Origin of the sequence: Pseudomonas putida (assembly GCA_041071465.1) — a bacterium.
Lineage (GTDB): Bacteria > Pseudomonadota > Gammaproteobacteria > Pseudomonadales > Pseudomonadaceae > Aquipseudomonas > Aquipseudomonas putida_P.
In genome coordinates, this window is record CP163498.1 from 5,446,734 (window position 1) to 5,459,175 (window position 12,442).

A 12,442-nucleotide genomic window follows, 5' to 3' on the forward strand; every position below is an offset into this window, starting at 1 on the left:
GGTCTGCGGCAAGTGAAGGCACAATGCGTGTCCTTTTTTTGGCCGGCCTGGCCGGGGGCCTTTAAATGATCAAGACGCCGTATTACCTCATCGATAAAACCAAGCTGCTCAGCAACATGGAGAAGATCGCCTACGTGCGTGAACACTCCGGTGCCAAGGCGCTGCTCGCCCTCAAGTGCTTCGCCACCTGGTCGGTGTTCGACCTGATGCAGCAGTACATGGACGGCACCACCTCGTCCTCCCTCTTCGAGCTCAAGCTCGGCCGCCAGAAGTTCGCCGGCGAAACCCACGCCTACAGCGTGGCCTGGGCCGACGACGAGGTCGAGGAGATGCTCGAGAACTGCGACAAGATCATCTTCAACTCGATCGGCCAGCTGCAGCGTTTTGCCGAACAGTCCGAAGGTAAAGTGCGTGGTCTGCGCGTCAACCCGCAGGTCAGCAGCTCCGACTACCTGCTGGCCGACCCGGCCCGCCCGTTCAGCCGTCTGGGCGAACGGGACCCGGCCAAGATCGAACAGGTGATCGAACAGATCTCCGGCTTCATGTTCCACAACAACTGCGAGAACGGTGACTTCGGCCTGTTCGACAAGATGCTCACGCACATCGAAGAGCGTTTCGGCCACCTGCTGCACAAGGTCGAGTGGGTCAGCCTCGGTGGCGGCATTCACTTCACCGGTGAAGATTATGCGGTAGACGCCTTCTGCGCGCGCCTCAAGGCCTTCTCGCAAACCTACGGTGTGCAGGTGTACCTGGAACCCGGCGAAGCCGCCATCACCAACAGCGCCTCGCTGGAAGTGACCGTGCTCGACACCCTGTACAACGGCAAGCACCTGGCCGTGGTCGACAGTTCGATCGAAGCGCACCTGCTCGACCTGCTGATTTACCGCCTCAACGCCAAGATGGCCCCCAACGACGGCGAGCACACCTATATGGTCTGCGGCAAGTCGTGCCTGGCCGGTGACATCTTCGGCGAGTACCAATTCGATCGTCCGTTGGCCATTGGCGATCGCCTGTCGTTCATCGACACGGCGGGGTACACCATGGTCAAGAAAAACTGGTTCAACGGTCTGAAAATGCCTTCCATCGTGGTCAAGCAACTCGACGGCAGCGTCGAAGTCGTCCGCGAGTTCGGTTTTGAAGACTACGTTTCCAGCCTGTCGTAAGACCGGCTTTCCAAGTAAGGAGCAAAGGGTAAATTGAAGAAGAACGTTCTTATCATTGGTGCAGGAGGTGTCGCCAAGGTGGTGGCCCACAAGTGCGCACAGCATAACGACGAACTGGGTCGTATCGCTATCGCGTCACGGAACATCTCCAAATGCCAGGCCATCATCGACAGCGTCAAGGCCAAGGGTAGCCTCAAGGTACCCGCCGACATCCAGGCCTTCTCGCTCAACGCCCTCGATGTCGAGGCGACCAAGGCACTGATCCGCGAAACCGAATCGCAGATCGTGATCAACGTGGGTTCCGCCTTCCTCAACATGTCGGTGCTGCGTGCCTGCATCGATACCGGTGTCGCCTATCTGGACACCGCCATCCACGAAGAGCCGGGCAAAATTTGCGAGACCCCGCCGTGGTACGGCAACTACGAGTGGAAACACCTCGAAGAGTGCCAACAAAAGAACATTACCGCCATTCTCGGCGTCGGTTTCGACCCGGGTGTGGTGAACAGCTACGCAAAGCTTGCGCAGCAGCAGTATTTCGACAGCATTGATTCGATCGATATCCTCGACGTCAATGCCGGTTCGCATGGCAAGTACTTTGCCACCAACTTCGACCCGGAAATCAACTTCCGCGAGTTCACCGGGCAAGTGTGGAGCTGGCAGAACAGCCAGTGGACCAGCAACACCATGTTCGAGGTCAAGCGTACCGACGACCTGCCAGTGGTAGGCTCGCAAAACCTGTACCTGACCGGCCACGATGAAGTTCACTCGATTTCGAAGAACCTCAACGTGCCGAACGTGCGTTTCTGGATGAGCTTCGGCGAGCACTACATCAACGTGTTCACCGTGCTGAAAAACCTGGGTCTGCTCAGCGAGCAACCGGTGAAAACCGCCGAAGGCCTGGAAGTGGTACCGCTGAAAGTGGTCAAGGCCGTACTGCCAGACCCAGCCTCGCTGGCCCCTGGCTACACCGGCAAGACCTGCATCGGTGACCTGGTAAAAGGCACCAAGGATGGCCAGCCGCGCGAAGTGTTCATCTACAACGTGGCCGACCACGAAGAAGCCTACGCCGAGACCGACAGCCAGGGCATTTCCTACACCGCCGGTGTACCGCCAGTGGCTGCCGCCCTGCTGGTTGCCCGTGGTGAATGGGATGCCAAGCGCATGGTCAACGTCGAAGAGCTGCCAGCAGAGCCGTTCCTCAAGGCGCTGGATGTGATGGGCTTGCCGACCCGCGTCAAAGATGAAAAAGGCGATCGTCCTTGGGACGCTGAAGCCTAAGCCGTAAACAGAAGGGGCGCCAACAGGGCGCCCCTTCTGCTTTTGCAGGCCAGGCCCCTACTTGCGGGCCTCCAGAATCAGGTTGAACGGCGTCTGCGTCGCCCGCCGGAACCGGCTGAACCCCGCCTCCTCGAACACTGCCCGCAAACGCGCCTCGCCGGCCTGCGCGCCCAACCCCAGCCCCACTTCCTGCGACAACGAGTTTGGCGTGCAGATGAACGTCGACGCCGCATAGAACAACCGCCCGACCGGCGTCAGGTTGCCGTCCAGCGAGTCCTCGGCATAAGGCTCTACCAACATCACCGTGCCGTCAGGTTTCAAAGCACGATAGGCATGCTTGGCTGCCCCCACCGGGTCACCCATGTCGTGCAGGCAGTCGAAGAAGCAAACCAGGTCGTGGTCATGCCCAGGGTAGTCCTTGGCGCTGGCCTGCTGGAAACCCACCCGCTCCACCAAGCCCGCCTCACGTGCACGCTGGTTGGCGGTGACGATCGAAGGCCCGTGATAGTCGTACCCCACGAAGGTCGACGCCGGAAACGCCTGCGCCATGACCAGCGTCGAGGCACCATGGCCGCACCCCACGTCTGCCACCTTGGCGCCCGCTTGCAGCTTGGCCACCACACCCTCCAGCGCCGGCAGCCAATTGGCCACCAGAAAGGTGCGGTACCCCGGCCGGAAGAACCGCTCGGTGCCGCTGAACATGCACGGATGGTGGTCGCCCCAGGCCAGCCCGCCATCGCCGCGCATGGCGGCTACCAGCTTGTCCTTGTCATGGAACAGCGCCGCCACCACGGCTGCACCGCCGGCCATGTAAGCCGGGGAATCCTCCAGCGCCAGGGCCATGGCCTGCTCTTCAGGCAGTACGAAGCGGCCCTTGTCATGCACCACATAGCCCGATGCCGCCTGTGCATTCAACCATTCGCGCACCAACCGCGGATGACAGCCGGTCTTTTCCGCCAGTTGCTCGGGGGTAACCGCCTGGCTGTCGGCCATGGCCCGGTACAGCCCCAGCTCATCGCCGAGGATGACATTGGCCAGTGTCGCCGCTGCGCCCATGTCGTTCACCAGCTTGCCCATGAAATCGTGAAGCCTTGCCTCGTCCATGACCTGCCCTCCTCTGCAAGAAGGCCATCGCCAGCGAGGGACATCCGCTCCTGGGAGGCGGTGGTCGGTTCAAGGGTTACGGATCGCGTTGAAACACATGACCGCGAGCCGTCTGTAAGTTTAGATGGTCTCCCCAGGTGAAGTGGCATCGCGGCCGCGCAGCCCACGGAATCATCCGCTGGGTAACAATTCCTAAACAACAATGTGACATTTTTTTTCAGCTTTCTTATCAAGGAGCTGTTAGATGAAAGTCACGGTTTTCGGTACTGGCTATGTCGGCCTCACCCAGGCAGTGTGCCTGGCCCAGGTGGGCCATTCGGTGTTGTGCATGGATGTCGATGCCGAACGAGTTGCCAACCTCAGTGCAGGCCATTGCCCGATCTTCGAGCCCGGCCTTGCGCCGCTGCTGGAGAAAAACCTGGCTTGCGGTCGCCTGCGTTTCACCACGGATGCCAGGGCAGCAGTTCACTTCGCCAGGCTGCAGTTCATCGCAGTCGGCACTCCGCCACAAGCCGATGGCAGCGCCGACCTGAAGCACGTTTTTGCCGTGGTCGACAGCATCCTCGAACATGCCGACGGCGCCAAGGTGATCGTCAACAAATCCACCGCGCCAGTCGGCACGGTGCACCGCATCAAATCGCGTATAGCCCAGGCCGTGGCCGACACCAGTCGTTTCCAGGTCATCAGCAACCCGGAATTTCTCAAGGAAGGCTCGGCCGTGGATGATTGCATGCGTCCGGACCGCATCATCATCGGCGGCGCCGAACCGGCCGAAGTGGAATTGCTGCGCGAGCTGTACCTGCCGTTCAGCCGCAACCGCGAAAAGCTTATGACCATGGATGCGCGCAGCGCCGAGCTGACCAAGTATGCGGCCAACTGCATGCTGGCGACCAAGATCTCCTTCATCAACGAAATCGCCAACCTGGCCGAGTACCTGGGGGCCGATATCGAGATGGTGCGCCGTGGCATCGGCTCCGACCCGCGCATTGGCTATGACTTCATCTACGCCGGTTGCGGCTTTGGCGGCTCGTGCTTCCCCAAGGACTTGCAAGCCCTGCGCCGCAGCGCCGAGGCTGAAGGCTTCGAGCCGCAGTTGCTGCGTGCGGTGGAGTCGGTCAACGAACATCAAAAGGGCCGGTTGTTCAGCAAGATCCAGCGGCATTATCCCGGTGGCCTGCGGGGCAAGGTATTTGCCTTGTGGGGGTTGTCGTTCAAGCCCAACACCAACGACATACGCGAGGCCTCCAGCCGGGTCCTGCTGGAGGCCCTGTGGGCCGCTGGCGCGCGGGTACAGGCCCATGACCCGCAGGCGATGGAAGAAATCCTGCGGCATTACGGCCCGCGCGCCGACCTGCAACTGGTGCCCTGCAAGGACGATGCACTGGAGGGTGCCGATGCGCTGGTAATCATCACCGAGTGGCAGGACTACCGCGTGCTCAACCTGGAAAAAGTGCCGCAACAATTGGCCGACCGAGTGGTATTCGACGGGCGCAACCTGTTCGAGCCCGAGCACATGGCCACCGCCGGCCTCACCTATTACGGTATTGGTCGCGGCCAGGTGCAGCCAGCATGCCCGTACTGATTACCGGCGTGGCCGGCTTCATCGGCTTCCATGTCGCTCGCCGCCTGTGCGAGGCAGGCATCGATGTGGTCGGCATCGACAACCTCAATGCCTACTACAGCGTCGAGCTGAAACTGGCGCGCCTGCAACGGCTGTTCGGCTTCGCCAATTTCCGCTTCCAAACCCTCGATATCGCCAACAGCGCCGACCTGCAACAGCTGTTCGCCAGGCAGGCGTTCAGTGAAGTGATCCACCTGGCGGCCCAGGCCGGGGTGCGCTATTCGCTGGACAACCCTGGCGCCTACGGGCAGGCCAACCTGGTCGGTTTCCTCAACATCCTCGAAGCCTGCCGCCAGCAGCCACCACGCCACCTGATCTACGCCTCCAGCAGCTCGGTGTACGGCGCCAATGCCAAGCTGCCGTTCAGCATCGATGACCCGGTCGAGCAGCCGGTTTCGCTGTACGCCGCCAGCAAGCGTGCCAATGAACTGATGGCGCACAGCTACGCGCACCTGTATCGGATACCAACCACCGGCCTGCGCTTTTTCACCGTCTACGGCCCCTGGGGCCGGCCCGACATGGCGCTGTTCAAGTTCACCCGCGCCATGCTCGAAGGACGGCCGATCGAGGTTTACAACAACGGCCTGATGGGCCGCGACTTCACCTACATCGACGACATCGTCGAAAGCATCGTGCGCCTGCGCCTGAAACCACCCCGGCCGACCGAGGGGCAGCCGCCCTGCCAACTGTTCAACATCGGCCGTGGGCAGCCGGTAAGGCTGCTGCAATTCGTCGAATGCCTGGAAGCCGCCTTGGGCATCAAGGCCCAGCGCGACTACCTGCCGCTACAAGCGGGCGACGTGCTGGAGACCTGGGCCGATGTCGGCTCACTGGCACGCTGGATCGACTACTCCCCAGGCACGTCGCTGGAGCACGGCGTCAACGCTTTCGTTGGCTGGTACCGGGATTTCTACCGGGTTTGATCCACGTAATAACAACATGATCACAGGTAGCCTCATGACAGATCCACTTGACCTCTCGGTACTGATCCCCGCCAAGAACGAGGTCGACAACCTGCCTTCACTGCTGATGGAGATACGCGCTGCACTCACCGCCGAACGCTACGAGGTGCTGGTGGTCGACGACGGCAGCAGCGACCGCACCTTGAGCGTATTGCAGCAACTGAAAAGCCAGGGCTACACGCAATTGCGCATCCTGCGTCACGAACGCTCGCAGGGCCAGAGCACCTCTCTGTGGCATGCCGCCCAGGCGGCCCGCGGCCACTGGTTGGCGACCCTGGATGGCGACGGCCAGAACGACCCGGCGGACATCCCCGGCATGCTGGCCCTGGTGCGTGCCAACCAGGGCCTGGCCGGCGGCGTCAAGCTGGTGGCCGGGCACCGGGTCAACCGGCGTGACAGCGCCAGCAAACGCTGGGCCTCGCGCTTCGCCAATGGCCTGCGCAGCCGCCTGCTCAAGGACGCCACGCCCGACACCGGCTGCGGGCTGAAGCTGATCGAGCGTGCAGCCTTCTTGCGCCTGCCCTACTTCGACCACATGCACCGCTACATTCCGGCACTGATCCTGCGCCACAACGGCCGCATGCTGGTGCACCCGGTCAATCACCGGCCACGCCACGCGGGTGTCTCCAAATACGGCAACCTGGACCGCGCCCTGGTCGGCATCCTCGACCTGATCGGGGTGTGGTGGCTGATCCGCCGAACCCGCCTGGACAGCCACCCGCAGGAGCTTGAAGGATGACCCGCGAAACCCTGTGGCTGATCGTCGGGTTTGCCGGCCAGGCCGTTTTCACCGGGCGTTTCGTGCTGCAGTGGCTGTACAGCGAGTTCAAGCGCCGCAGCGTGATCCCGGTGGGTTTCTGGTACCTGAGCATGCTCGGCAGCGCACTACTGCTGACCTACGCCATCTACCGCCAGGACCCGGTATTCATCATCGGCCAAAGCTTCGGCTTTCTGGTTTACCTGCGCAACCTGCAGCTGATTGCCCGCCATCAGGAACAGAAGGAATAGGCCTTTGCCAAAGTTCAAGACGCTTGCGGCCGAACGCCTGGCCCTGATCGCCCTCGCCGTGTTGTTGGTGGGCGCCGGTATCGGCTGGCGCCAGCCAATGAATGTCGATGAAGAACGCTTTCTCGGCGTGGCCCTGGAAATGCTGCAGAGCGGCACCTGGTTCATCCCGCACCGGGCCGCGGAGATCTACGGCGACAAGCCACCGTTGTTCATGTGGACCGTGGCACTGTTCAGCTACCTGACCGGCTCACCCAAGGTTGCCCTCTATCTGCCAGGGCTGCTGTCGGCGGCGACCATCACCTGGGTGCTGCATGACCTCGGGCGGCGCCTGTGGAACCGGCGCATCGGCGTAATCGCAGCTTTGCTGTTCCTGGCCACCTACCAGAGCTACAGCATCCTGCGCACCGGGCAGATCGACAGTTTTCTGTGCCTGTGGGTGGCGCTCGGCTTCTACGGCATGCTGCGCCACCTGCTGCTGGGGCCCGCCTGGGGCTGGTTCTACCTGGCCTGCGCGGCGATGGGCCTGGGCATCATCAGTAAGGGTGTGGGTTTTGTCCCGGCGCTGATGCTGCTGCCTTACGCCTGGGCAGTACGCCAGCGCTGGCACGGCGTGGTCGCGATGCCGGGCCAGGGATGGCGCTGGAGCCTGGGGCTGCTGTGGTTGTTGGCCGGTTGCGCGGTGTGGCTGCTGCCACTGTTGGTGTCGATCGCCCAGGGCGGTGGCGCGGCAGAGCTGGCCTACCTGAAAGAAATCCTGTTGCGCCAGACCGCCAGCCGCTACGCCAATGCCTGGGACCATCGCGAGCCGTTCTGGTACTTCTTCGTCAAGGTCATCCCCAAGTACTGGCTGCCCCTGATACTGGCCCTGCCCTGGCTGATACCGGCCTGGCGCCGGCAACTGCAAAAACGCGATGGCCGCTTCCTGCTGTTACTCGGCTGGGTGGCGTTGGTGCTGCTGTTTTTCAGCCTCAGCAGCGGCAAGCGCAAGCTCTACATCTTCCCGGCCCTGCCTGGCCTGGTACTGGCCATGGCGCCGCTGGTGCCTTGGCTGCTCAAGCGCTGGTGGCAGCGCCGGCCGGGTTGGCGCAGGGCCTTCACTACCGTAGCCCTGACATGGTTCGCCCTGTGGTTCGCCCGAGGCTTCGTCGAGCCGATCAAGGAAGGCCGCAACCCGCATGACACGCTGATGAGCGACGCCGCTCAAGCCACCGACGGTGCTGAACTGGTGCTGGTCAACTGGCGCGAGGGCCATTGGCTGTTCGCCCGGCAACCCATCGTGCATTTCGGCTTCACGGGCCAACCCAAAGCCGATGCGGCGGCCTACTGGCTGCGCCAGCACCCCTCTGCGTTCGCATTGGTTCCAGCCACCGAGCTGGGCCGCTGTTTCAACGCCGACAAGGCCCGCAAGCTGGGCGAGACCTCGCGGGCCGAGTGGTATGTGGTCGGTGCCGATGCCGACAACGGCCAGTGCCGCGCCACTGCCCCCGACCACGTCTACCACTTCACCTGGGCTAAGGCGCAGGAGGGCTAAGTTGCAGCACCTCGTTGGTATACGCCCACTCCTTTTGCACCTGGTCCGGGTGGTCGTTCAGGCGAATGCCATAGGACGGGATGATTTGCTTGATTTTCGCCTGCCACTCGGGCGAGGCCACCTTGTCCTTGAACACCTTGTTCAGCACATCGAGCATGATGGGCGGTGCGGTCGAAGCACCAGGCGAGGCCCCCAGCAAGCCGGCGATGCTGCCGTCCTTGGACGTCACCACCTCGGTACCGAGCTTGAGCACGCCACCGAGAGCTTCGTCTTTCTTGATGATCTGCACCCGCTGGCCCGCCTGCCACAGCCGCCAATCTTCCTTCTTCGCCTCGGGGAAGTAGGTGCGCAGTGCTTCGAAGCGATCATTGTCGGACTGCAACACCTGGCCGATCAGGTACTGCACCAGGTCGAACTCGCGGACCCCTACCCGCACCATCGGCCAAGCGTTGTGCACGCTGGTACTGGCAAGCAGGTCGAGCAGCGAGCCTTGCTTGAGGAACTTGGTCGAGAATGTGGCGAACGGCCCGAACAGGATCATGCGCTTGCCATCGAGCACCCGGGTGTCCAGGTGTGGCACCGACATGGGCGGCGCACCGGTGGCGGCAATGCCGTAGGCCTTGGCCATGTGCCGCTGGGCGATGGCCGGGTTGTCGGTGACCAGGAACGAGCCGCCGACCGGGAAACCGGCATAGTCCTTGGCTTCGTCGATACCCGACTTCTGCAGCAGCGGTAACGCGGCACCGCCGGCACCAATGAACAGGAACTTGGCATCGGTGGCCGCCTTGCTGCCATCCTTGAGGTTCTTGTACTCGACGTGCCAGGAACCGTCACCGTTGCGGGTAATGTCCTGCACCTCGCTCGACAGCTTGAGGTCGAAGTTCGGTCGGGTCTGCAGATAACCCACGTACTGCCGGGTGATCTCGCCAAAGTTGACGTCGGTGCCAATCGGCGTCCAGGTCACCGCCAGCTTCTGGTTAGGGTCGCGGCCCTCCATCATCAGCGGTACCCACTTGCGAATCTGCTCATGGTCTTCGGAGTACTGCATGGGCTTGAACAGCGGGCTGGCCTGCAGGGCCTCGTAGCGCTTCTTCAAAAAGCGGATATTGTCATCGCCCCAGACAAAGCTCATGTGCGGGGTGGTGTTGATGAACGAATGCGGGTTCTTCAGCACCCCCTGCTTCACCTGCCAAGCAAGGAACTGCCGGGTGATCTGAAACGACTCGTTGATCTCCACCGCTTTGCTGATGTCGATCTTGCCGTCCTTTTCCGGGGTGTAGTTCAACTCAGCCAGGGCCGAATGGCCGGTACCCGCATTGTTCCAGCCGTTGGAGCTTTCTTCAGCCACTTTGTCCAGGCGCTCGACCATCTCCATCGACCAGCCTGGCTCCAATTCGTTGAGCCACACGGCCAAGGTAGAACTCATGATGCCGCCGCCCACCAGCAGCACATCGACCTTTCTGGTTTCCGCAGCCTGGGCATTGAGCATGCCGATTGCCAAGGCCAGCCCGGCCAGCGCCAGTTTCGGCTTGATGGTGATCTTCATAACCTCTCCCGTGCCTCGTGCCTATCCATAAGTTCAGCCACAAGCTTAGCTGACGGATTTGCTCAGGTATGGCCGGCGCACAAGCACTTGCAATCCATCACATCTCAAAATACTGTATGAATATTCAGTATTGCGAGACAGTACCATGCAACTCATTGCCAAACTCGGCATCCTCGCCGACGCCGCCAAGTACGACGCTTCCTGCGCCAGCAGCGGTGCGCCCAAGCGTAACTCGCGCGGTGCCGACAGCCTGGGGGCCACCAATGGCATGGGCATCTGTCACAGCTACACCCCCGACGGCCGTTGCGTATCGCTGCTCAAGGTATTGCTCACCAACTTCTGCCTGTACGACTGCCAGTACTGTGTCAACCGCCGCTCCAGCAACGTGCCACGCGCGCGCTTCAGCCCCGAGGAAGTGGTACGCCTGACCCTGGACTTCTACCGGCGCAACTGCATCAGCGGCTTGTTCCTCAGCTCTGGCATCATCCGCTCGGCGGACTACACCATGGAGCAGCTGATCCGCGTGGCCCGGCTGTTGCGCGAAGAACACAACTTCCGCGGCTACATTCATCTCAAGACAATTCCCGACGCCGACCCGCTGCTGATCGAACAGGCCGGGCGCCTGGCCGACCGCCTCAGCGTCAACATCGAGCTGCCGACCGACGCCAGCCTCAAACGCCTGGCGCCGGAAAAACAGGCGCACACCATTCGCCAGGCCATGGGCGTGATTCACCAAGGCCAGCAAGCCGTGGCCAACGAGCCCAAGGCGCCACGCTTTACCCCGGCGGGGCAAAGCACCCAGGTCATCGTCGGCGCCGACAGCACCGACGACAGCACCTTGCTGCGCAATGCCGAGTCGCTTTACCAGGGCTACGGCCTCAAGCGCGTGTACTACTCCGCCTTCAGCCCGATCCCCGACAGCCCAGGCAGCGTGCCCCTCGCCGCACCTCCGCTGCTGCGCGAACACCGCCTGTATCAGGCCGACTTCCTGCTGCGTGGCTATGGCTACAAGGCTGGCGAGCTGCTGGGCCAGAGCGGTAACCTGGCCCTGGACATCGACCCCAAGCTGGCCTGGGCGCTGGCCAACCGCGAGGTCTTCCCGCTGGATGTGAACCGCGCCGAGCCAGCGTTACTGGCACGCATCCCCGGCATCGGCCTGCGCAGTGTGCAACGCCTGGTCGCCCTGCGCCGGGAACGGCGTATCCGCTATGACGACCTGATCCAGCTGCGTTGCGTGCTGGACAAGGCTCGGCCGTTCATCGTCACCAGCGACTACCGCCCGGCCCAAGCCGAACTGCGCAGCGGCCTGCTAAGGGCGCGTTTGCGTGAGCCGCAAGCACCGGTACAGATGGGGTTATGGGGGTGATCGCGCTCGACTGCGACGACCTGTTCGCCACTTGGCGCGATCAGGCTCGGGTGTTGTTGGGGCATGGCATCGACCCGTCCGAAGTCACCTGGTCGCAAGGTCCGATGGCGGACCTGCTGGCCATGCCGACTGCGCCCCCGGAAGGCCCCGGCCCTTTTCGCGCCAAAGTCCCGGCAGCCTTGCTGAGCCAACTGGAACAGGCCTCCCGCTACCGTGGAGAGCAACGTTGGAACCTGCTGTACGAAGTGCTTTGGCGCGTCGCCCATGGCGACCGCACAGCCATGCTGGCGGGTGACAGGTTGGGCAGTGAGCTGCAACGGCGCATCAAGCAGGTGAGCCGCGAAGCACATCACCTGCATGCGTTCGTGCGCTTCGTGCCGTTGCCTGATGAACTGGTCGCGCATTTGCAGCTGGACCTGGTGGCCTATCACGAGCCGGCGCATGACATTCTGCAAAGTGCCAGCCCGCATTTCGCCGACCGCCTGGGGCGTTTGCGCTGGCTTATCGCTACACCACAGGATGGCATTCGCTTTGACGGTCAAGTGTTCGATTACCAGCGCCAGTGCCCCGAAGCCTGGCGCCAGTGGGCGCGCAACGCCGACGACCCTGGCGCCGAGCTTTGGCGCACGTACTACCGCCATACCTTCAACCCGGCCCGCCTCAACCCGGACGCCTTGCGCCTGCACATGCCCGGGCGGTTCTGGCGGCATTTGCCGGAAGGCATGCTGATACCGCAGCTGGAAGGCTTGGCGCGCCAGGGCAAGCAGCGGGACGGCCAGGCCCTTGAAGTGGCCGCTCAATCCGGCAAGCAAATCAGCATGCACACGCGGTCGGTGTAGGAGCGGCCTTGTGCCGCGATGGTC

The 12,442-nt window shown here is 62.6% G+C and carries 11 protein-coding genes; 9 read left to right on the plus strand and 2 right to left on the minus strand.

The window, feature by feature from the left end; translation table 11 throughout:
* Positions 1–65: 65 nt before the first annotated feature.
* Positions 66–1,163, plus strand: coding sequence for a carboxynorspermidine decarboxylase (locus tag AB5975_25055; GenBank protein ID XDR19730.1), 1,098 nt, complete (start codon positions 66–68; stop codon positions 1,161–1,163).
* 33 nt (positions 1,164–1,196) lie between these two features.
* Entirely contained in the window at positions 1,197–2,441 is a 1,245-nt protein-coding gene (locus AB5975_25060; GenBank protein ID XDR19731.1) for a saccharopine dehydrogenase family protein, read from the plus strand.
* A 57-nt stretch (positions 2,442–2,498) separates the two neighbouring features.
* Here the strand turns inward: AB5975_25060 and AB5975_25065 are convergent, their stop codons facing one another.
* On the minus strand, positions 2,499–3,545 hold the full coding sequence (locus AB5975_25065) for a class I SAM-dependent methyltransferase (GenBank protein XDR19732.1): 1,047 nt from the start codon (positions 3,543–3,545) through the stop codon (positions 2,499–2,501).
* A gap of 244 nt (positions 3,546–3,789) precedes the next feature.
* On the opposite strand from AB5975_25065, the gene AB5975_25070 reads away from it, so the two are divergent.
* From AB5975_25070 to AB5975_25090, 5 genes are read left to right on the plus strand one after another with little or no spacing between them, the layout of a single operon-like run.
* Positions 3,790–5,127, plus strand: coding sequence for a UDP-glucose/GDP-mannose dehydrogenase family protein (locus AB5975_25070; GenBank protein ID XDR19733.1), 1,338 nt, complete (start codon positions 3,790–3,792; stop codon positions 5,125–5,127).
* A complete protein-coding gene (locus AB5975_25075) occupies positions 5,115–6,089 on the plus strand; it encodes an NAD-dependent epimerase/dehydratase family protein (GenBank protein ID XDR19734.1) in 975 nt (324 codons plus the stop codon). The genes AB5975_25070 and AB5975_25075 overlap by 13 nt, the downstream gene beginning before the upstream one ends.
* Before the next feature lie 34 nt (positions 6,090–6,123).
* A complete protein-coding gene (locus AB5975_25080) occupies positions 6,124–6,867 on the plus strand; it encodes a glycosyltransferase family 2 protein (GenBank protein XDR19735.1) in 744 nt (247 codons plus the stop codon).
* Complete coding sequence (locus AB5975_25085) at positions 6,864–7,136, plus strand: lipid-A-disaccharide synthase N-terminal domain-containing protein (protein ID XDR19736.1); 273 nt, start codon at positions 6,864–6,866, stop codon at positions 7,134–7,136. Before AB5975_25080 ends, AB5975_25085 begins: the two co-directional genes overlap by 4 nt.
* 4 nt (positions 7,137–7,140) lie before the next feature.
* Positions 7,141–8,667: an ArnT family glycosyltransferase gene (locus tag AB5975_25090; protein ID XDR19737.1), complete on the plus strand. Its 1,527-nt coding sequence runs from the start codon at positions 7,141–7,143 to the stop codon at positions 8,665–8,667.
* On the opposite strand, the gene mqo is transcribed toward AB5975_25090, so the two are convergent.
* Complete coding sequence (gene mqo / locus AB5975_25095; protein XDR19738.1) at positions 8,648–10,213, minus strand: malate dehydrogenase (quinone); 1,566 nt, start codon at positions 10,211–10,213, stop codon at positions 8,648–8,650. The genes AB5975_25090 and mqo overlap by 20 nt on opposite strands.
* 145 nt (positions 10,214–10,358) lie before the next feature.
* Here mqo and AB5975_25100 point away from each other — a divergent pair, with 145 nt between their 5' ends.
* Both AB5975_25100 and AB5975_25105 read left to right on the plus strand, forming a co-directional pair.
* Complete coding sequence (locus AB5975_25100; GenBank protein XDR19739.1) at positions 10,359–11,579, plus strand: putative DNA modification/repair radical SAM protein; 1,221 nt, start codon at positions 10,359–10,361, stop codon at positions 11,577–11,579.
* A complete protein-coding gene (locus AB5975_25105) occupies positions 11,570–12,418 on the plus strand; it encodes a TIGR03915 family putative DNA repair protein (protein XDR19740.1) in 849 nt (282 codons plus the stop codon). Before AB5975_25100 ends, AB5975_25105 begins: the two co-directional genes overlap by 10 nt.
* The last annotated feature ends 24 nt before the right edge of the window (positions 12,419–12,442 follow it).